Raw genomic sequence first — 18,549 nt, 5'->3', positions numbered from 1 at the left:
CAAACGTGACGACCTTCCAAAAGTTCCGTTCAACTACGGGTTGTTTTTTTCGATTGCTTCAACTCGGACGCGTGCTCAATCCCGCACATGATCAAATGACGCACATGGTCGTCGTCCAGCGCGTAGTAGACGAGCTTTCCATCTTTGCGATGACGGGCCAGCCCCATATTTCGCAGCAGGCGAAGATGGTGGGACGTATTGGCGATCGAGCTGTTGATCGTCGCGGCGACATCGCACACGCACAGTTCGCCTTCCAGAGCCAGGGCGTAAATGATTTTTGCCCGGGTATCGTCAGCCAGTGCCTTGAACAGAGGAGCGACTCCTTCTGTTTCGCTCATTTTCGGCCGCAGTCTGTTTACTTTCGCTTCGTCCACGGTTTGGATTTCACAAACGTCTGCTTCATCCGTCGTACGCTGATATTCCAGCTCCATGTTCTTCACCCCGCACAATTGGTTGTATCTATTATAAAACGGAATGATTCAGAAAAAAAGACGGGAAGCAGCAGGAAAGTGCCTAATCCGTGTCTAATTAGGAATGATGACGATTTGCAAAAAGGAGTGGACATCACAGGTGGTTGCTAAAATCCGTCATTTTCTCTTTGAGATTGTGGGGGCGCTTATACTTGGACTTGGAGTTGTATGGCTTACGGTCGGCGGAGAAGGCAACTGGTTTTCCGGTTTGGGCATAGAATGGTCTCCCCGTTGGCTGGATGTCAAAACGTTTTTTCTGAGCATCGTGCTGGAAGCGATCCCGTTTGTTTTGCTCGGCGTGTTTTTTTCCGCGTTCATTCAGACGTTTGTCTCCGAGGAGCAAGTCAGACGCTGGACGCCGAAGCATCCGCTCGTTGCGCTGCCGTTTGCCGGGCTGCTTGGCTTTTTGTTTCCCGTGTGCGAGTGCGCGATTATCCCGGTCGTTCGCCGTCTGATTCAAAAAGGAATGCCCGTGTCCGTGGGCGTGGTGTTTTTATTGGCAGGACCGATTGTCAATCCGGTGGTGCTGTCTTCCACGTACATTGCCTTTGCGCGGCAGCCGGACATGGCGCTCTACAGAGGAATCGCCGGGTTTCTCGTAGCGCTGATCGCCGGGTTTCTCGTTCTGTTGTTTGTGAAAAAGAATCCGCTGCGACATGGGGTAGAAGCGGAAATCCGCCACGAAACCGCTCATGCAGAAGCGATGCGCGGCAAGCTGTCTGCGACATTTGCCCACGCCGTCGACGAGTTTTTTGACATGGGGAAATTTTTGTTGTTTGGAGCGCTGATCAGCAGCGTCCTGCAAGTGTTCATCAGCCGTGACACGCTGGTGGCCGTCGGACAAACTCCGCTTACTTCTCATCTGGTGATGATGGGCATGGCGTATTTGTTTTCGCTCTGCTCGGAAGCCGACGCCTTTATTGCGGCTTCGTTCTCCGGGACATTCCAGAGCAGCTCGCTTTTGGCTTTTCTCGTCTTTGGTCCGATGCTTGATTTCAAGACGACCTTGATGCTGCTCGGGACGTTCCGCTTGGGCTTTGTCCTCAAGCTGATTGCTGTCATTACCATACTGGTGCTCGTCATTACGCTGTTGATGCCAATTTAGAGGAGGGAAAAGTATGCAAAAGTCGAACAGGTCCGGGCACGACTGGATGCGCAGCCTGATTTTAGCCGGATTCACCGGGCTGCTGTCTTACCTGATCTGGACGGATAAGCTGGGGCATTACCTCGCACCGAAGCTGCACATGCTCAGCTATGTCACTTTGGGCATTCTCGTGATTTTGACGTTCGTAAGCGTGCGTCAACTGGTGGCTGGCAGGCACCACGCTTACGATTGTGACTGCGAAGACGCGCATCACGTGCCACGTACGCGCTGGGGCTCGGTGCTGATATACGGCTTGTTTCTGTTGCCGATTTTCATGGGCTTTTTCATGCCGGACAAAATATTGGGAAGTGCCATCGCGGAAAAGCGCGGGGTGACGCTGCTGAGCAATGACGTGCGCAAATTGTCCGAGGTGGCGAGCGGCGAGCAGGCGCAAAAAGCAAAACAGGCTACGTCATCCCAAGGGGAGGAAGGGCAAGCCGTTGCTCCTGCGTCGTCAGCACCCGGGGAGGAAGGGCAAGCCGCTGCTCCTGCATCGTCAGCACCCGCGGAGGAAGGGCAAGCCGCTGCTTCTGCATCGCCAGCAGCCGGGGAGGAAGGGCAAGCCGTTGCTCCTGCATCGTCAGCACCCGCGGAGGAAGGGCAAGCCGCTGCTTCTGCATCGCCAGCAGCCGGGGAGGAAGGGCAAGCTGCTGCTTCTGCATCGCCAGCAGCCGGGCAAGAAGGGCAAGCCGCTGCTTCTGCATCGACAGCCACCGGGCAGGAAACACAAGCCCCTGCATCTACCCCGATCAAACCGGGGATGAGCGATGCCGAATTGAAAAATCATTTTTCCAATGGCGGCTTCGGTGACTTTTACACCGATATCGCTACGTCGATGTACAAACAGCCAGTCATCAAACTGAACGACAAAATATTCCTGGACGGCCTGACGACGTTGGAGCTGTACGCCCAGGATTTTGCGGGAAAAGAGCTGGAGACGCTCGGCTTTGTCTACAAAGAGCCGGGGTTCGCCAGCAACCAGTTCGTCGTCGCCCGTTTCTCGGTCACTTGCTGCACGGCCGACGCCAGCGTCTTCGGCGTGTTGGTCGAGAGCGAGAGCGCAAGCAAATGGGCGAAGGACAGCTGGGTTCAAGTGCGCGGGAAGCTGGAGTTGCGCAAGGTAGACGGATTTGACATGCTCGTCTTGAAGGCAGCGCACATCCAGCCCGTCCAGGCCCCGAAAGACCCGTATGTGTATTACAGCTACGAAGCGCCGAGCAACTAAAGCAGCATCGGACAACGACGCCTTTATCGCATGGATTACATGCGTGAAGGCGTTTTCTGTTGTTGGAAAAAGAATTGGCAAATCGCTAAAAGACGTGGCCACCTCGATTGTCGAGCAGCGCAAGCTTGATCTCGACTTTGTCAGTTGAGACAGTTGAAAACGAAAAGCAAAAAGGCAGGTGAGCGCTCACCTGCCTTGTCGTGCTGCTTGCCTATTCCTTTTGCTCGCCGGACTGCTCTTCTTCGTAAAACCAGAGCGGATCGTCACAGTCTTCATCGCCGTTGTAGTTGATCAAAATTTCTTCGCCTGCCTGAATGTCGCGGTACGCGTAGAAATCGAACGTGTGGTTGTCGAAGTTGATGCTGTACGTGGCGTTTGGCGTGTAGGAATGATTGAACAACATGCCGTATCCGAGTAACAATGCGGTATGGTTCGCACCGTATTCAAATGCGTAGTCAGCCAAGAGCGTTTTCTCGATGTGCTCGTGTTCTTCATTCAAATAGGGAAGAACCGGAGCTTCATGGAGCAATTCGCCTTTTGTGAAATCGCGCAGGGCGAAAACGCCTCTGTTTAATTCTCCGTTGCTGAGCTTGGAGGTTTTGACTTCGAGCATGTGGTTCACCTGCCATTCTGGTATCTTGTATCGTAAAACAAGTCTTTCTAAGGATGACAGTGGTTGGCTTGGAAAGCAACTGTTTTCGAATGGGAGACTACTTTTTCATGATCAGATGATGGCGGACGGCGTAAGCGGCAAGCTGGACGCGATTCGCCAGTTGCAGCTTTTCCAAAATGTTTTTCAGATGGTTTTTGACCGTGTTTTCAGCGATGATCAACGCTTCGCTGATTTCCCGGTTTGTTTTGCCCGCCCCCACGTACATGACGATTTCCCGCTCGCGGGGAGTGAGCACATCCGGCACGAGATCGTCCACGTGCTCCTCCTGCCGGAAGCGGTACATCAGTCTCGTTGCCATCTCACGCGTCAGCTCGCTGTCTTCGCCCAGCAAGGCGTGCAAGTAGTTGATCCAGTCGTCCGGCTCCAAATTTTTCAAAAGGTAGCCTTGAGCGCCAAACTGGATGGCGGTAATCAGGTCGGCAACATCGTCCGAGACGCTTAAAATGACGACCTTGATATGCGGGTACGCTTTTTTCACTTCGCGAGTCGCTTCCAGACCGCTCCATTTCGGCATGTTGATGTCCATCAGCACCAGGTCGGGCTGGAGCTTTCCACATTGGATGAAAGCTTCCTCGCCATTGTCAGCCTCTCCGATTACTTCAAACGAAGGATCGGGGTCAAGCAGCGAGCGAATCGCCATGCGAGCCATCGGGTGGTCGTCGGCGATCAGGACACGGTATGCATTCATTGCGAAAAACCTCCAGCATGAGCGGTCAGGCGGATGATCGTGCCGCCATCAGCCCGTTTTTGAATATCAATCGCGGCGTTCAGCTGTCTGGCCCGCTCGCGCATCATGGACAAGCCGTATTTTTTCGTATCCGGGTTGGTCTGGGCGATGCCCACGCCATCGTCTTCCATCACGAGCTGCCAGCTGCGCGGCTCGCCTGTGGTCAGTCGAATCCAGGAATGCTTGGCCTGCGCATGCTTGCGAATATTGGCGAACGCCTCCTGAATGATTCCGAATAGCTGCACTTCCTCGGCAGGAGTGAAAAAGCTTTCTTTCACGCGCAAATCCCAGACGACATCGACGCCGGACAAAGCGCTCCACTGGGTCAGCCATTTTTCCAGCCGCTGGTCGAAGCTGCCTTCCTCAGGCAACGATCGCAAGTTGAAAATGGCTTGGCGGACGTGATTGTCGATTGCGGAAACCGCCACGCGGGCTTCGTCCAGGTGACCTTGCTTCAGCTTGACATTGAGAAAAAACAAAGATTGTGCGATGCCGTCGTGCAGCTCCCGCGCCAGACGCTCGCGCTCCTCGTAAACGGCGCGCCGGGCTTGTTCTTCCACGATCCGCGCGTTCATTTGCTTGATCGTGCGAAACATCCACGTCGCGAACAAATAAGACAGCACCAGTGTCATCAAGGTGATGTACACATTTCCCGTTTCCATCGACATGTAGGGCAGCAAAAAATCGTGGCGGACAAATTCGAAGCCGCCGATGATAATCGTCGGGATCAGGACGGTCAGCCAGTAAAACAAGCGATAAGACATGAGAAAATCCCTTCTTTGCGGTTGGTGATCACTCCTTAGTATACCGAATGGGACATGCGGATGATATACTCGTAGGAGAAAAGGTGGTTGAGCAGGAGGGAAATTCATGAGTACGATTGCGAGAGCATTGACGATAGCAGGATCAGACAGCGGGGGAGGGGCAGGCATCCAGGCCGATCTGAAAACGTTTCACCAGCTCGGCGTCTACGGGATGAGCGCGATTACCGCTATCACTGCACAAAATACGTTGGGAGTAGCGGGAGTATACCCGTTGCCGACAGAGGCGGTGGCGCAGCAAATGCGCGAGGTGCTTCGCGATCTCGGCGCCGATGCGGCGAAGACAGGCATGCTGTTTGACGCCCAGATTATCCGTGCGGTGTCGGCAGAAGTTCGCGACGCAGGCTTGCAAAAGCTCGTCGTAGACCCGGTGATGATCGCCAAAGGCGGAGCGAAGCTGCTGCTGGACGAAGCGATTGACGCTCTGAAAACAGAGCTGCTCCCGCTCGCCGAAGTGGTGACGCCAAACTTGCCCGAAGCCGAGTGCCTGACAGGCTTGTCCATTCATACCCCGGAAGAGATGCGGGAGGCTGCCCGCGTCATTCATGCGCTGGGAGCGCGCAATGTGTTGATGAAAGGTGGCCACCTGGAAGGGGATACCGTCGTCGATATTTTGTTTGATGGCCGCGACTTTATGGAGCTGTCGCACGAACGCATCCCAACCAGACATACTCATGGGACAGGCTGCACCTTTTCCGCTGCCCTTACCGCCGAGCTGGCGAAAAAGACGCCGCTTCACGTTGCGGTAGAAAAGGCGAACCGTTTTATTTTCGAGGCGATCAAAACGGCTCCGCAATTGGGCGGCGGCCATGGCCCGACCAACCATTGGGCAGTTGTCGATTAATGTATGGTACAAAAGGAAGGCCCCGCAGAAGAAGCACATCCTTCGCAGGGCCTTTGCTTGCTCATTTGACTTGTACCGTAATCTCGCCTTGCAGACGTGTCGGATAGTCTGTCAAGGTGAGGGAGTAATCGTCGATAGTTCCTTTGTTCGTCAATCGTTTGAAGAGCAATCCTTGTTTTTGCGTGCGCCCATCCGGCGAAGCGATTGTCGAGGTGGTTCCTTGGACATACTCATATTTGTTTTCCCGATTGTCCGTAATATCGTTGCCAAAATAGGTGAAAAGGTGGCGATCGGACTCTTCCTCCACCCGCAGTTCCAGGTCGAGCCCGACCACATCGTCAACTTGTCGCAGCGCGGCCAGCTTGAGTTTGTCGTCAGGTGCTTTGACCAGCGTCTGCTTTTTCGCATCAATAACGACTTGCAGCTTGTCGCGATCAAGTGCCCGTATCCCGCTTGCTTTCAAAAACAGCTGCTGCGGTTCCAGAAAATAAATGCTTTCCAGATTGAACACCTTGCCGTTGTCTCCGTTGTTCCGAACCGGAACGCCATTACCCCAAAAAGCGTACGTCTGCCCCTTTTCGTCGACCAGCTTCAAGTCATCGAACCCGAAAATGTGCTTTTTGTTTGCCGGATCAAAGCGGATGCTCACCTCTGTTTGCGTCGGGAAGACCGTAATTTGTTCGATGGTCAGTGATTGTCCGTCTACCGTGATTTGCTTGTCGACAGGGTACACTTTTTTCTCAAAAGCGCTGTATTTGCTGCGGTCGATCGGGAACGTCACCGAGAGCGACGAATCTTGCTTGACGTCATCAATTTCAAACGTCACCTCGGCTGTCAAAGACTCGGGGATGACGCTGGCTTCCGGGACATAAACATCGATCCGGTCTTTATGTTCCACGTTTGCTGCTACTCCCATACTGCCCCAGTTCGCCCCATGTTCCCATTCCTTGCCAGATGCGTCCAAAAGTTTCACGCCGCGCAAGGCAACTTTTTGCCCTGTATGCTCGTGCTTGAGTGTGTAAAAAAGCAGCATGCGCTTCTGGTCGGTCAGCACCTGGTCAATGGTGAAGGTGATGCCGGACAAGGAAGCTTTTGTGCCAATATCCTGAACCATTTTGTGCTCCACGGCGCGTTGCAGCCCTCTGTCATCGCGGATCAGCTCCACGATCTTATCCATCCCGGGCAGCTCGCTGACATAAGCGGCGACGGCAGGGGAGATGCGCACGGACAGCACGAAGGCAAAAAGAATGCAGCACGCCGCAAGTCCTGAGTAGAGGCGTATCAGCCGATTGCGTCGCCGCATGCGTTTTTGCTCTTTGGCTTGCGCGATGCCGCGGCGAATGTACGGTTCCATGTCAGGGAGCGGCTGTGATTTTGTTTTTTCCATATCCGTATCCAAATCCATAACGTTCGATTCACCAGCCTTTCCCGAGATCTTTTCGCAAGGCGCCTAACGCTTTGTGCAGCCAAGTCTTGACGGTTCCTTCCGGATAGCCGAGTCTCGAAGCGATTTCCCGAATGGTCAGGTCTTCAAAATATTTCATGAGAATGATGCTGCGATACATCGGCGTCAGCTTGGCCAATGCTTCCTCAATGACCAGTTTTTCCGCCGTCTGCTCCATCTGGCTGCCAAACGGAATAGCAAGGCTTTCTCCGGCATGCCAGTCGGAGGCGAACCGTTTTTTGCGTTTCAGCTCGTCCAGACAGACATGAATCAGGATGCGCGTCAGCCATGTGCGAAAATGCGCGGGTTCTTTCAAGAGGGACAAGCGCAGATAGGAGCGGCAGGTGGCCTCCTGTATGGCCTCCAGCGTGTCTGCCTCGTTGCGCAAAAAGGCGTAAGCCACGCTGTACAGCTGTTTTTGCTGCTGGCAAATCAGCTGGTAAAAGGCTTCGTCGTCCCCTTGCCTGGCTTGCCTGACAAGTTGTTCGAGATTCACAATCTTCCCCTCCTACTAAACATTAGACGCCGCAAGAGCCAAAACGGTTTTGGGAAAATAGGCAATCTTGCTTTTTTGGCGAACCAATAGCCTTCTTGATGCTTACAGTAAAGGAGGAAGAAGCAACGAGGGTGAGAAGGCATGTGGACCAAGTGGGTAACGATTCATGAGTCGTACGGGCTCCCCAGGGTGGCGAGCGAGTGTCGCATCTATTTGGAGATGAAAGGCATCCGGGTCAGACTGTTGTCCAGGGAGACGAAAAAGGGCGGGCATGTGTACACGCTGCAAGTGCCCATCAGCCAGGCGGCGGAAGCGAGGGAGCGGTTGCGCGAGTTCAAAAGCGGACTGTAGCGAGAGCAGGCCAAAAGCCAGCGTTCTCCTTGAGGCGAGCAGGGCGCTGTGGGTCATACTAGGCACGGGGAGGGATCTGTGCCTATGGCGACTACACTCTTGGAAGCGCCCGCGAAAACAGGGCGAAAAGATTCCGGTTTGTTTGTGCCCGACTACGTGTTCGTCGAGCCGAATGCCCTGGACTATCCGCTCGGACAAGAGCTGTACCAGCGGTTCAAAGAGCAAGGGATTCCGCTGCAAATGACAACCAGTCACAACCAGGTTCGCGGCATTCCCGGAGAAACGGATGTTGAAAAATATCGCAATGCCAAACGGACACTCGTCATCGGCGTGCGCAAAACGATGAAGTTCGAGCCTTCCAAGCCGTCTGCCGAGTACGCGATTCCGCTGGCGACAGGGTGCGCCGCTCATTGCCACTACTGTTACTTGAATACGAATGTCGGGTCGAAGCCGTACATTCGCGTCTACGTCAATACCGACGAAATTTTTGCCCAGGCCAAAAAATATATCGAGGAACGTCCGGGGGAGATCACCAGGTTTGAGGCAGCCTGTACGTCCGATCCGGTCAGCATCGAGCATTTGACTGGCAACCTCAAACGCGCGATCGAGTTTATGGGCAAAGAAGAGTTCGGGCGACTGCGGTTTGTCACCAAATTTCACCATGTCGATTCATTGCTGGACGCGCAGCACAACAAGCACACCCGTTTTCGCTTCAGCATGAATGCCGATTTTGTGATCAAAAATTTTGAGCCGGGTACTTCCAGCTTCGCACAGCGTATTGAAGCGGCAGGCAAAGTGGCGCGAGCCGGATATCCGCTCGGCTTTATTTTGGCTCCTTTGTACTGGTTTGACGGATGGGAAGAGGGGTACACCGATTTGCTCGAACGGCTGAGCAGCCAGCTCGTCCCGGAAGCGATGACCGATCTGACCTTTGAGCTGATTCAGCATCGCTTCACGAAAATCGCCAAAAGCTTGATCCTCGCGCGCTATCCGAAGACCAAGCTGGTGATGAACGAAGAAGAACGCAAATATAAATGGGGCAAGTACGGCAAGGGCAAATACGTCTACCCGGATGTTCAGGCAAAAGCTTTGCAGGCGCATCTGGAAAAAGAAATTGCCCGGCTGTTTCCCCAGGCGAAAGTGGAGTATTTTACGTAGAAAGTCCAGACTGCCCAGCCAGCGGGGGCAGTTTTTTTGCTGGCAAAAGATGGCTAGCGACATAATGCGAATGGTTTCGACAAATACAAGGACGCGTGCTAAAATATGGAGTGCTCTCATTTTTCGGAAAGGAACAGACGCTTATATGAAGTCCATATTGATAACCGTTGAGGGACCGATCGGAATAGGAAAAACCTCCCTGGCGCGGGAACTGCACCAAACATGCGGCGTGCAATTGCTGGAAGAGATCGTCTATGAGAATCCATTTTTAGGAAAATTTTACGAAAACATCGAAGAGTGGAGCTTCCAACTGGAGATGTTCTTCCTGTGCAACCGCTACAAGCAGTTGCAAGATATTCACTCCCATTACCTCAACCAGGGCATTTCTGTCGTTTCCGATTATAATATTTTTAAAAATACGATTTTTGCCAAACGCACCCTGTCAGACAACAATCTTCCTAAGTATCTTAAAATTTATGATATCCTGACAGAAGATTTGCCGCAGGCTCATCTGGTCATTTACTTGACGGCTTCCATCGATACGGTCATGAAGCGGATTGCCATTCGCGATCGCGAAGTGGAACGGACGATGGATGTGGGTTATATGGAAAATTTGATCGCCGATTACAACGAGTTCATGGACGAGTTTGAGAAGCACCACCCGGATGTGCCTGTCATTAAATTCAACTGTGACGAGCTGGATTTCGTGCATCGCCCGGAGGATCGGCAATGGATGATGGAGCAGATTTTGCCGCGCATTGAGGAGTTGCGAAAGAAATAGAGGTTACGAATGCCGCGTGATTGGCAAGTATTTCAATAAGGAGTTGCGTACATGTCTAGGTTTCAAAACAGCCACCTTCGTGAAAAATACGGGATACCGGGCAATGCAGTGATTACCATCGGCGGAACGGTAGGTGTCGGAAAATCGACGTTTACCCATGCGCTTGCCGATCAGCTTGGTTTCCGCGTGTCTGTGGAAAAGGTGGACAACAACCCTTACCTTGGCCGTTATTATAACGATTTGTCCCGTTGGGGCTTTCATCTGCAAATCTTCTTTCTCGCGGAGCGTTTCAAGGAGCAGAAGCGGATGTTCGACTATGGCGGCGGTTTCGTCCAGGATCGCTCGATTTACGAGGACACCGGGATTTTTGCCCGCATGCTGTACGAGCAAGGCAACATGACAGAAGAAGATTACAAAACATATACCGAGCTGTTCGAAGCGATGGTCATGACCCCGTACTTCCCGCATCCCGACCTGCTGATTTACTTGGAAGGAAGCTTCGACGATATTATCGGCCGCGTTCAGGAACGTGGACGTCCGATGGAGCAGCAGACGCCGATCGATTACTGGCGCGATTTGTTCGACCGTTACGAAGGCTGGATTCATTCCTTTACATCCTGTCCGGTTCTGCGAGTAAACATCAACGAATACGATGTGGTCGATGACCCTGCTTCTGTCGAGAGCATCATTGCGCGAGCGGCGGAAAAAATTCGCCTGGGACGGGCAACGCGGTTGACTTAAGTTGACCAAACAATTCGCCCAATAACATAACCCCCTATCCATACTGCCTGGCAAATGCGCCGCGAGCAGCATAGGCAGGGGGTTTTTCGTCTGGCTATTTATTTGACCCGATAGCCTTCAAGCATCAGCGTCATGGCCCTGGCCATCTGTTCCAGAGAGTGCGCCTGGTCAGGCATTTGGGCAATCCAGAGCGCAGCTTCGTTCATTGCGCCAGAGAGCAGATGAGTCAAAGCCTCGATGGGCACAGCGGCAAGGTAACCTTGCTCTGCCATGCTTTGCAGTTGGGCTTGCAGCAGTTGCATGCTGTGTTCCTCGTCCATTTTCCGCCAAGCTTCCCAGCCGAGAACGGAAGGGCCGTCAATGAGCAAAATCCGTCTGTTGCGATGTTCGACGGCTGACGTGACAAAGGCGCGGCAACCGTTCAACAGCTGTTCCCACGGGTCCTGGCTTTTGGCAGCTTCCGTCTCTACTTGTTCTGCGATTTCTTTTTGCACGGATTCGAGCACGGCGCGGAACAGCCCTTCTTTGTTGCCAAAATGATGGTACAAGGCTCCTCGCGTCAGTCCCGCTTCCTTGACCATGTCCTCTGTTGCGGCATGGGCGTACCCTTGGGTGGAAAAATGCTCCCTCGCTATTTCCAGCAGCTTCGCGATCGTTTCTTGCCTTTGTTGTGCTTTCGATACTTTCATGCTGTTTCTCTTGCTCCTATCTGATCTGATCGAGGATGAGGCCAACCGTCAGTTTTGATCGACGTACTGGCTGCTGAACGCTTCCGTGGGAGGAATGACGGTGATGACGTCGATCAGGACGCCATTTGGATCAGAGGTAATGAAGTGACGCTGCCCAAACGGTTCATCCCGGATATCCAGGTGCACGGGAAGCCCGGCTTTTTGGATGAGTTTGTCATATTCCGCATCAACATCATTTACTTCGAAGTTGAGAATCAGACCTTGGGTAGAGGTTCGATACCCGGACGGTATAGTGTCGTGATCGGGATGCAAAATAGCCAGCTCAAAAGGGAAGTCGCCCTTGCTGTGCTTCAAGCTCACGTACCAATCCGCTTCAAAAACGAGGTCAAATCCAAAGTGTTCCACATAAAAACGGGCACTAACGCCCACTTGCCGAGACAGGATAACCGGATAAAAACTGGATACTTTCACAACAATCTCTCCCTTCCGTTCGTAATGAAAATTTAACATACAGACTGTATGTATGTAAAGTTGTTATTGGCATTTCCTCTGCACTTTGCCCGGGGGAAATCGGCTGCGGACAAACCCTCCTGTGGTATAATAAAGAAATCTTGGTATTAAAGGAGCTAGGGAATGGCAGAAGAATGGTTTGAACGCAGCTTTCGCGAAGATTACGTGCTTGTCTACCAGCATCGGGACGATTCGGCAGCCGATGAAGAGATCGCCAACCTGTTGGAGCGATTGCCTGTCAAAGACACGGGACGCGTACTGGATCTTTGCTGTGGGAGCGGGCGGCATTCGCGTGCGTTGGTTCGCAGGGGATACGAGGTGGTCGGAGTCGACTTGTCTCCTGTATTATTGCAGCTGGCCGAAGAACAAAACAACGATCCGCGGCTCAGCTTCGCCCGCTGTGACATGCGCAATATTCCCTATCGGGACGAATTTGATATCGTGGTTAACCTCTTTACCAGTTTCGGCTACTTCTCTTCTGATGAGGAAAACGCGCAGGTCATTCGCAATATGGCGCAAGCATTGAAAACGAACGGCGAGGTCGTCATCGATTACTTGAATCCAGCCTACGTCACGAGCCATCTCGTCCCGCATTCCACGAAGCACGTCAATGGAATGTTCATTGAGGAAAAACGGTGGATCGAGGACGGAGCCGTAAAGAAACGGATATGGATTACAGACGATACGGACAAAGAAAAGCGTGAATACTTGGAGCAAGTCCGGCTTTTTTCTGTCGAACAGATGATCGCGATGTTGGAGCAGGCCGGATTCGGACAGATTCAAGTTTTTGGCAACTACCAATTCGAACCGTATATAGCCAGTCAATCGCCACGCATGATTTTTTATGCGATCAAGCAATAAGTCGTGCGGATAAGCGTGACTAACCTTTCTGTCAGGTGAATATGATGGTGTTACAACCGTTCATCGGACAAAAGGGGGGCGATGTGAGTGAGCAAGCTGTCTTTGGAGCAGGTCAAACTGTATTTGAGCAAGGTTCCGGGCTGGAAGCTGGTAGAGGACAGGATGGCGCTGTCGCGCACATACCACTGTAGAGACTTCGCCACGGCCGTAAGCTTCGTGAATCGCGTGGCGGAGATGCTTGAGCACGACAGTCAGCATGTGGAGATTCATTTGGCTGGCGGGACTGTCACCTTTACGCTCGCGACCCGTGAAGCAAAAGGGCTGACGGGCAAGGACTTCGCCCTGGCACAAACGATCAGCAAAGTAAGCTAGAACGGGACGACACACGACCGCTTCTTCGGGGAAGCGGTTTTCTTTTGGCATTTTCGCCTCACTTTGCTATGATGGGCAGTAATGAAACTTTCGGAGGGATCAAGAAATGGACATTCAACAACACGAGCAATTGCTGCGCTTGCTGACAGACGAATTTGCCAGCAAAACGGCATCTGTCACATTTACACAGTGGGATACAGACAGCGAAGAGGAAGAAGAGGTAACACAATTTCAGGGACAACTGACAGAAGTCAAGTTGACTGATAATGAATTTGAGGAAAAAGACTTGCTGCTGGTGTTTGTGTCGGAAGCGGAAGGCGAGCTGGAAATTTTGATGGAAATCCCTGGCGATGAAGTGGACCTCGCCACATTTGCAGACGGAAAGCTGAGCATTTTCGGTACGGAAGCGGAGATTGTTTTGGAGAAATGAAGAAAAAGCATTCCTTTCGCTACGTAGGCACCCCTGATCCGATGAGCGACAAAGAGGTGTACTGCTGCGAAAAATATATAAAAAAGCACAGAGCGGCGATGATCAGGGCAGGTCAGTATATAGTCGACGTCCCGGCCTTGCTCGCCCTGTTTCATCTTGACTGTTGGAACTGCCGTGCGGTTCATCGCGAGACTTGTTGCGAGGGTGGACAACCTTACGCGGTGGAGCCGTGGCAAATTCCGATCATGGAAAAAGAACTGCCGGAAATCACAGCCCGCTTGCAGTCAGCAAGCGAACGGGAAAATTGGGAGCGGCACGGCGTCTGGGACCGGGGGCAGCTGCCAGGCACGATCCGCATGCGCCACGGCAACTGCCTGTTTTATCAGGAAAACAACGGCCGCCTCGGCTGTGCGATCCATGCGTACGCCGAAGAGGCAGGACATGTGGTGGAGCCGCTAAAGCCGTTCAGTTGCCAGTTGTATCCGCTTGATCTGATCGATACGGGCGAGGCGATTTTGCTGACGGCGGTGACGGAGGAGACGTCGTCCTTTTCGCGCTGGGGAACAGACTATTTGGAGCAATTTTACTGTGCCAGCCCACAGCGCAGGAAACTGGCAACGCATCTGGATGAAAATGTGTTCGCACTCGCCGGGTACCGTCCGGCGTATGAGTGGAACTTGCCGATGCTGCGCTATTTTTTGCAGGAGGAAGCGCACGGGGTGCTTGAACACTTGCAAGCACACAACCAACTGGGAACTGTCAGGATGTAATTGGAACAGTGGATGCCTTGTGATATGATGGGGAAGGCATGAACATGATTGACAAAGGAGCAACAGTGATGAACGTCAAGACTACTCAAGAATCCCGCACGATTCAGGCATCCCTGGTTCAACCGTCCGATACCAATTACCACGGCACGATTTTTGGCGGCACGATGATGGCTTATATAGATGAGGTTGCGGCAATTGCTGCGATGAGACATTCCCGCAGGCCCGTCGTGACTGCTTCCATAGACTCCATCGATTTTCTCGCTCCGGTGAAAATGGGGCACTCGATTTGCCTGGAAGCTTTTGTTTCTTCGACAGGGCGCACTTCGATGGAAGTGTTTGTCAAAATCGTTTCGGAAAACTTGCAAACAGGGCAACGCGTGCTGACAGCTACTTCGTTTTTGACTTTTGTCGCCCTGGATGAAGCTGGAAATCCGACCGAGGTTCCTGGCATTGTCCCGCAAACCGAGGAAGAGCAAAAACTGATGGCCTCCGCAGAAGAGCGCAAAAAAATGCGCAAGGAGCGAAAAGGAAGCCTGCAAGCTTTTGTCAGCCAGTTGAACGTGGAAAAAACGATTTGATTTTCGCATGCTTTCTCCCTGAGCGACAGTTCGCTCAGGGGCTTTTCTACATAGTGGCACGAGGAGGAATCGGCGATGAAGTACCGCAGACTAGGCAAGACGGAACTGAATGTTTCGGTCATCGGCGTGGGAACGTGGCAGTTCGGCGGAGAGTGGGGGCAAGACTTCACTCAGCCTGAGGTCGACGCGATTTTGGACACGGCCAAAGAACTTGGAATCAACTTGATTGACACGGCGGAATGCTACGGAGATCATCTCTCGGAGCAACTGATCGGGGGCTATTTGAAAAAGGGCGGTCGCGCAGACTGGATTATCGCAACGAAGTTCGGGCATCATTTTCACGACAAGTTTTCCCGCACGGACGAGTATGGGGCAGCGCAAGTACAAGTGCAGCTAGAGAACTCGTTGCGAGCTTTGCAGACGGACTACATCGATTTGTACCAGTTCCATTCCGGGCCGGACGCAGCGTTCGACAACGACGAGTTGTGGACGTATTTGGACAAGCAAGTACAGGCAGGAACGATTCGCCACCTCGGTTTGTCGATTGCGAAAAATGACAACATGCATCAAGTTGCGAATGCAAGCTCCGTGCAGGCGAAGACGATTCAGGTCGTGTACAACCGACTGGACCGGAAGCCGGAGGAAGCGGTTTTTGCTTCGTGTACCGAACAAGACTTGGGCGTACTTGCGCGGGTGCCTTTGGCAAGCGGATTTTTGAGCGGCAAGTACAAGCCCGGTGTCGTTTTTGCCGGAAACGATGTGCGGCATCGCCGCGACCCGCAGCAAGTGGCGGAGTTGCTTGCAGAAGTAGCCAACATCAAGGAAACCGAAGTGCCGGAAGGAATGGACATGGCGCAGTGGGCGCTTGCCTGGTGCCTGAAGCATCCCGCCGTCACGGCGGTAATTCCGGGCAGCAAAAGTCCGGCGCAAGTGGAAGCGAATGCGAAAGCGGCAGCATACGCCGCGGACGACCATCCGCAAGCGCAAAAATAACAGCAAAAAGAGGAGCCGACGCCAAGTGCCGGCTCCTCTTTTTTATGGGCGGTCAATCGAGAAAACGCGCCTTGATTTCGCGGGTCGGCAGCATGCACTGCTCTTGCTTGCCAAACCAGCGGTAACGATTCCGGGCGACCCAGTCGTAAATGAAATCGCGGGCAGGACGGGGGAGGAAGCGGCTGAGGTAAAAGCACAGCGGCCACGCTCCAGACAGTTTGCGCGCGACCTGCGAAACCGCGTCCGATTTGGTATACAAGCGACCGTTGGCCAAAAAGACGACAGATGAAAGCTGCGTGGCATCGTACTGATGCGACGACAAAATCTGTTTCGCCGTCTCTGACTGCAAGGAAGCGAAGTGAATCGCGCCGGACGAGTCGCGTTTCAAAACAAATTGTACGGCGCTGTTGCACATATGGCATTCGCCGTCAAAAAACAGCAGATTGTCAGGGTGTTGCAACGGCGTGGATATCGGTTTCATCAGCCAGCCCTCCATGCTTCAAAGGCGAGTGAGTTGGAAATCACTCTTCTCTCTTAGGATAGCAAAGAACGGAGGGCATTCCCAGTGGCATGATGCTTTTTAGGAGCGTGGATGTGACCCGCTTGTGGTAAAAGCTCCTGTCTCCCAAAGCGGGTACAACGGTCAACGCTCAACAGTCGTGCCCCTTTTGTTTACACGATCACGAGTGTCCCTTTTTTGATCAATTCTTCGGCCTTGACCAAGTCCGGGTGCATCTCGCGGTCTTCGTGGAGACGAGGGATGACGCGGCGCAGTTCCGCGTATGCCTTGCTTGTGCCTGCTCCCAGATCGCCTGTTCCGAAGTCGATCGCTTGCGCTGCGGCCAAGTATTCGATGGCAAGCACCTTTGTTACGTTGGAGATCACGGTGCGCAGCTTGCGGGCAGCGGTAGTGCCCATGCTGACGTGATCTTCCTGGTTGGCCGAGGATGGAATCGAATCGACAGACGCAGGGTGGCACAGCACCTTGTTTTCGGACACGATGGAAGCGGCTACATATTGGGTGATCATAAAGCCGGAATGGAGTCCGCCGTTTTCAGTCAAAAACCCGGGCAAACCGCTAAGCTGCGGGTTCACAAGCCGCTCTGTCCGACGCTCGGAAATGTTCGCCAGCTCTGCCATGGCGATGGCGAGAAAATCGGCAGCGAATGCCATCGGCTGACCATGGAAGTTCCCGCCAGAGATGACATCGCCTGTCTCGGTAAAAAGAATCGGGTTGTCGGTCACGCTGTTGCACTCCCGGCTCACCGTCGTCCAGACGTACTCCAGCGTGTCGCGTGTCGCGCCGTGAACTTGCGGGAGGCAGCGCAGGCTGTAAGGGTCCTGGACGCGCAGCTCGCCCTGCTGCGAGGTGCGCTGGCTGCCGGACAAGTGTGCGAGCAGTCGTCTGGCCGATTCCTGTTGTCCGGGATGAGGACGAACGAGGTGCAGCTGTGGATCGAATGCTTTCGGGATTCCGCGCAAAGCTTCAATCGTCATCGAAGCGATCAGCTCTGCGCTTTCCAGCACTACCCGGGAATCATACAGCGCCAGGCAGAGCTGCGCGGTCATGGCTTGCGTGCCGTTGATCAGCGCGAGTCCTTCTTTCGCTTGCAGGCGAATCGGGGCCAGACCGACTGCTTTGAGCGCTTCGCTACCGCTCATTTGTTGCCCGTTTACATAAGCTTCCCCTTTGCCGAGCATGACCAACACCATGTGGGCGAGCGGCGCCAGGTCACCGCTGGCGCCAAGCGAGCCTTGCTGCGGGATGACCGGATGCACGCCGCGGTTGCACAGCTCTACAAGCTGGAGCAGCGTTTCTTCGCGGATGCCGGAATAGCCTTTTGCCAGAGCGTTGATGCGCAGTGCCATCATGGCGCGGACGACTTCTACCGGATACGGGTCGCCCATGCCGCACGCATGGCTCATGATCAAGTTTTCCTGAAGCTTGCTGACATCTTCGCCTTGAATCATCACATCGGAAAATTTGCCGAAGCCGGTAGTAATTCCGTACACGACTTTTTGTTGCTGGACCATCTCTTCCACCATGGCCCGGGAACGGCGCACATTTTCCAGTGCTTCCGAAGTCAATTCGATGTGGACGAACTCTCTGGCGATCAAGGCGACATCTTCAATGCGCAGTTGATCCCCGTTCATTTGGATAAGTGTTGGCTGATTCATGGATAGTTTCCTCCTTTAACAGAGCAGAGAACGAAAAGAGCGAGGGGTTAGGATACTAATATCCTAACCCCTCGCTCCTGGGTTCTATATGTGATTGAATGAAACGTGTAAGCCTGCTCGGCGGCTGCATACGTCTGTCCTCACTTTCGCTCTACAACTGTCAGATAATTTTTGTTATTAGTATTATTGTAACGGAAGTGAGCGCGCAGTCAAGAGCAAGATTGTCACGGCGGCTTCCCCAGGATAGAAAAAACGGGCTCAATCCATTTTTGGAAACTGGGCGAGTGTCGTTT

General features: G+C 53.2%; 23 protein-coding genes. 13 read left to right on the top strand and 10 right to left on the bottom strand.

Annotated features, from left to right (window positions below; all coding sequences use genetic code 11):
- Positions 1-29: 29 nt before the first annotated feature.
- A complete protein-coding gene (locus IRJ17_RS22070) occupies positions 30-431 on the bottom strand; it encodes an ArsR/SmtB family transcription factor (protein WP_063227745.1) in 402 nt (133 codons plus the stop codon).
- Between the two features lie 139 nt (positions 432-570).
- Here IRJ17_RS22070 and IRJ17_RS22065 point away from each other — a divergent pair, with 139 nt between their 5' ends.
- Both IRJ17_RS22065 and IRJ17_RS22060 read left to right on the top strand, forming a co-directional pair.
- On the top strand, positions 571-1,575 hold the full coding sequence (locus tag IRJ17_RS22065; protein ID WP_242771927.1) for a permease: 1,005 nt from the start codon (positions 571-573) through the stop codon (positions 1,573-1,575).
- 13 nt (positions 1,576-1,588) lie between these two features.
- Entirely contained in the window at positions 1,589-2,839 is a 1,251-nt protein-coding gene (locus IRJ17_RS22060; protein WP_242771924.1) for a TIGR03943 family putative permease subunit, read from the top strand.
- A 211-nt stretch (positions 2,840-3,050) separates the two neighbouring features.
- On the opposite strand, the gene IRJ17_RS22055 is transcribed toward IRJ17_RS22060, so the two are convergent.
- From IRJ17_RS22055 to IRJ17_RS22045, 3 genes are all read right to left on the bottom strand, one after another.
- A complete protein-coding gene (locus IRJ17_RS22055) occupies positions 3,051-3,452 on the bottom strand; it encodes an SET domain-containing protein (protein ID WP_122965658.1) in 402 nt (133 codons plus the stop codon).
- 97 nt (positions 3,453-3,549) lie between these two features.
- Entirely contained in the window at positions 3,550-4,200 is a 651-nt protein-coding gene (locus IRJ17_RS22050) for a response regulator (protein ID WP_063227749.1), read from the bottom strand.
- Positions 4,197-5,003, bottom strand: coding sequence for a sensor histidine kinase (locus IRJ17_RS22045; protein WP_122965659.1), 807 nt, complete (start codon positions 5,001-5,003; stop codon positions 4,197-4,199). Before IRJ17_RS22045 ends, IRJ17_RS22050 begins: the two co-directional genes overlap by 4 nt.
- Positions 5,004-5,109: 106 nt before the next feature.
- On the opposite strand from IRJ17_RS22045, the gene thiD reads away from it, so the two are divergent.
- Positions 5,110-5,904 carry a bifunctional hydroxymethylpyrimidine kinase/phosphomethylpyrimidine kinase gene (thiD, locus tag IRJ17_RS22040; protein ID WP_242771921.1) on the top strand — a complete coding sequence of 265 codons (795 nt, stop codon included), beginning with the start codon at positions 5,110-5,112 and terminating at the stop codon, positions 5,902-5,904.
- A 61-nt stretch (positions 5,905-5,965) separates the two neighbouring features.
- Here the strand turns inward: thiD and IRJ17_RS22035 are convergent, their stop codons facing one another.
- Together IRJ17_RS22035 and IRJ17_RS22030 are read right to left on the bottom strand one after the other, a co-directional pair.
- A complete protein-coding gene (locus tag IRJ17_RS22035) occupies positions 5,966-7,309 on the bottom strand; it encodes a DUF4179 domain-containing protein (RefSeq protein WP_242771919.1) in 1,344 nt (447 codons plus the stop codon).
- Between the two features lie 10 nt (positions 7,310-7,319).
- Positions 7,320-7,844, bottom strand: a complete 525-nt coding sequence (locus IRJ17_RS22030) for a sigma-70 family RNA polymerase sigma factor (RefSeq protein ID WP_242771916.1) — start codon at positions 7,842-7,844, stop codon at positions 7,320-7,322.
- A gap of 141 nt (positions 7,845-7,985) precedes the next feature.
- Between IRJ17_RS22030 and IRJ17_RS22025 the strand changes: the two genes are divergently transcribed.
- The 4 genes from IRJ17_RS22025 to IRJ17_RS22010 all read left to right on the top strand — a co-directional run bounded on the left by IRJ17_RS22025 (position 7,986) and on the right by IRJ17_RS22010 (position 10,875).
- The gene (locus IRJ17_RS22025; RefSeq protein ID WP_122965663.1) at positions 7,986-8,195 is read left to right on the top strand and encodes a hypothetical protein; all 210 of its coding nucleotides are present in this window, start codon (positions 7,986-7,988) and stop codon (positions 8,193-8,195) included.
- A gap of 84 nt (positions 8,196-8,279) precedes the next feature.
- Positions 8,280-9,353 carry a spore photoproduct lyase gene (splB, locus tag IRJ17_RS22020; RefSeq protein ID WP_173595596.1) on the top strand — a complete coding sequence of 358 codons (1,074 nt, stop codon included), beginning with the start codon at positions 8,280-8,282 and terminating at the stop codon, positions 9,351-9,353.
- Positions 9,354-9,498: 145 nt separating this feature from the next.
- A complete protein-coding gene (locus tag IRJ17_RS22015; RefSeq protein ID WP_122965665.1) occupies positions 9,499-10,134 on the top strand; it encodes a deoxynucleoside kinase in 636 nt (211 codons plus the stop codon).
- Between the two features lie 51 nt (positions 10,135-10,185).
- Positions 10,186-10,875 (top strand): deoxynucleoside kinase, encoded by a 690-nt coding sequence (locus IRJ17_RS22010; protein WP_122965666.1) that lies wholly within the window; start codon positions 10,186-10,188, stop codon positions 10,873-10,875.
- Between the two features lie 98 nt (positions 10,876-10,973).
- Here IRJ17_RS22010 and IRJ17_RS22005 read toward each other — a convergent pair whose 3' ends face one another.
- Together IRJ17_RS22005 and IRJ17_RS22000 are read right to left on the bottom strand one after the other, a co-directional pair.
- Complete coding sequence (locus tag IRJ17_RS22005; protein WP_173595597.1) at positions 10,974-11,564, bottom strand: TetR/AcrR family transcriptional regulator; 591 nt, start codon at positions 11,562-11,564, stop codon at positions 10,974-10,976.
- Between the two features lie 48 nt (positions 11,565-11,612).
- Positions 11,613-12,035: a VOC family protein gene (locus IRJ17_RS22000; protein WP_122965668.1), complete on the bottom strand. Its 423-nt coding sequence runs from the start codon at positions 12,033-12,035 to the stop codon at positions 11,613-11,615.
- Positions 12,036-12,197: 162 nt separating this feature from the next.
- Between IRJ17_RS22000 and IRJ17_RS21995 the strand changes: the two genes are divergently transcribed.
- From IRJ17_RS21995 to IRJ17_RS21970, 6 genes are all read left to right on the top strand, one after another.
- Positions 12,198-12,935 carry a class I SAM-dependent methyltransferase gene (locus IRJ17_RS21995; RefSeq protein ID WP_173595598.1) on the top strand — a complete coding sequence of 246 codons (738 nt, stop codon included), beginning with the start codon at positions 12,198-12,200 and terminating at the stop codon, positions 12,933-12,935.
- An 87-nt stretch (positions 12,936-13,022) separates the two neighbouring features.
- On the top strand, positions 13,023-13,307 hold the full coding sequence (locus IRJ17_RS21990; RefSeq protein ID WP_122965670.1) for a 4a-hydroxytetrahydrobiopterin dehydratase: 285 nt from the start codon (positions 13,023-13,025) through the stop codon (positions 13,305-13,307).
- A 106-nt stretch (positions 13,308-13,413) separates the two neighbouring features.
- Positions 13,414-13,737, top strand: coding sequence for a hypothetical protein (locus tag IRJ17_RS21985; RefSeq protein WP_122965671.1), 324 nt, complete (start codon positions 13,414-13,416; stop codon positions 13,735-13,737).
- Positions 13,734-14,507: a DUF3109 family protein gene (locus tag IRJ17_RS21980; protein ID WP_122965672.1), complete on the top strand. Its 774-nt coding sequence runs from the start codon at positions 13,734-13,736 to the stop codon at positions 14,505-14,507. The genes IRJ17_RS21985 and IRJ17_RS21980 overlap by 4 nt, the downstream gene beginning before the upstream one ends.
- Positions 14,508-14,575: 68 nt before the next feature.
- Positions 14,576-15,085: an acyl-CoA thioesterase gene (locus IRJ17_RS21975; protein WP_173595978.1), complete on the top strand. Its 510-nt coding sequence runs from the start codon at positions 14,576-14,578 to the stop codon at positions 15,083-15,085.
- A gap of 75 nt (positions 15,086-15,160) precedes the next feature.
- Positions 15,161-16,078 carry an aldo/keto reductase gene (locus IRJ17_RS21970; RefSeq protein ID WP_173595599.1) on the top strand — a complete coding sequence of 306 codons (918 nt, stop codon included), beginning with the start codon at positions 15,161-15,163 and terminating at the stop codon, positions 16,076-16,078.
- A gap of 52 nt (positions 16,079-16,130) precedes the next feature.
- Here the strand turns inward: IRJ17_RS21970 and IRJ17_RS21965 are convergent, their stop codons facing one another.
- On the bottom strand, positions 16,131-16,559 hold the full coding sequence (locus IRJ17_RS21965; protein WP_242771913.1) for a thiol-disulfide oxidoreductase DCC family protein: 429 nt from the start codon (positions 16,557-16,559) through the stop codon (positions 16,131-16,133).
- A gap of 191 nt (positions 16,560-16,750) precedes the next feature.
- A complete protein-coding gene (gene hutH / locus IRJ17_RS21960; RefSeq protein WP_122965676.1) occupies positions 16,751-18,256 on the bottom strand; it encodes a histidine ammonia-lyase in 1,506 nt (501 codons plus the stop codon).
- Between the last annotated feature and the right edge of the window lie 293 nt (positions 18,257-18,549).

The organism is Brevibacillus parabrevis (assembly GCF_022701015.1).
Taxonomy (GTDB): Bacteria; Bacillota; Bacilli; order Brevibacillales; family Brevibacillaceae; genus Brevibacillus; species Brevibacillus parabrevis.
Note: the sequence above shows the minus strand (reverse complement) of the source record. Positions and strands in the feature narration are given on the sequence as shown.

Excerpts from the sequence above, each read along its gene's own strand:
- IRJ17_RS22070 (WP_063227745.1), bottom strand. The coding sequence starts at position 431 with ATGGAGCTGGAATATCAGCGTACGACGGATGAAGCAGACGTTTGTGAA.
- IRJ17_RS22060 (WP_242771924.1), top strand. The coding sequence starts at position 1,589 with ATGCAAAAGTCGAACAGGTCCGGGCACGACTGGATGCGCAGCCTGATT.
- IRJ17_RS22055 (WP_122965658.1), bottom strand. The coding sequence starts at position 3,452 with ATGCTCGAAGTCAAAACCTCCAAGCTCAGCAACGGAGAATTAAACAGA.
- IRJ17_RS22050 (WP_063227749.1), bottom strand. The coding sequence starts at position 4,200 with ATGAATGCATACCGTGTCCTGATCGCCGACGACCACCCGATGGCTCGC.
- IRJ17_RS22045 (WP_122965659.1), bottom strand. The coding sequence starts at position 5,003 with ATGTCTTATCGCTTGTTTTACTGGCTGACCGTCCTGATCCCGACGATT.
- thiD (WP_242771921.1), top strand. The coding sequence starts at position 5,110 with ATGAGTACGATTGCGAGAGCATTGACGATAGCAGGATCAGACAGCGGG.
- IRJ17_RS22035 (WP_242771919.1), bottom strand. The coding sequence starts at position 7,309 with ATGGATTTGGATACGGATATGGAAAAAACAAAATCACAGCCGCTCCCT.
- IRJ17_RS22025 (WP_122965663.1), top strand. The coding sequence starts at position 7,986 with ATGTGGACCAAGTGGGTAACGATTCATGAGTCGTACGGGCTCCCCAGG.
- splB (WP_173595596.1), top strand. The coding sequence starts at position 8,280 with ATGGCGACTACACTCTTGGAAGCGCCCGCGAAAACAGGGCGAAAAGAT.
- IRJ17_RS22015 (WP_122965665.1), top strand. The coding sequence starts at position 9,499 with ATGAAGTCCATATTGATAACCGTTGAGGGACCGATCGGAATAGGAAAA.
- IRJ17_RS22010 (WP_122965666.1), top strand. The coding sequence starts at position 10,186 with ATGTCTAGGTTTCAAAACAGCCACCTTCGTGAAAAATACGGGATACCG.
- IRJ17_RS22005 (WP_173595597.1), bottom strand. The coding sequence starts at position 11,564 with ATGAAAGTATCGAAAGCACAACAAAGGCAAGAAACGATCGCGAAGCTG.
- IRJ17_RS21995 (WP_173595598.1), top strand. The coding sequence starts at position 12,198 with ATGGCAGAAGAATGGTTTGAACGCAGCTTTCGCGAAGATTACGTGCTT.
- IRJ17_RS21985 (WP_122965671.1), top strand. The coding sequence starts at position 13,414 with ATGGACATTCAACAACACGAGCAATTGCTGCGCTTGCTGACAGACGAA.
- IRJ17_RS21980 (WP_122965672.1), top strand. The coding sequence starts at position 13,734 with ATGAAGAAAAAGCATTCCTTTCGCTACGTAGGCACCCCTGATCCGATG.
- IRJ17_RS21975 (WP_173595978.1), top strand. The coding sequence starts at position 14,576 with ATGAACGTCAAGACTACTCAAGAATCCCGCACGATTCAGGCATCCCTG.
- IRJ17_RS21970 (WP_173595599.1), top strand. The coding sequence starts at position 15,161 with ATGAAGTACCGCAGACTAGGCAAGACGGAACTGAATGTTTCGGTCATC.
- IRJ17_RS21965 (WP_242771913.1), bottom strand. The coding sequence starts at position 16,559 with ATGAAACCGATATCCACGCCGTTGCAACACCCTGACAATCTGCTGTTT.
- hutH (WP_122965676.1), bottom strand. The coding sequence starts at position 18,256 with ATGAATCAGCCAACACTTATCCAAATGAACGGGGATCAACTGCGCATT.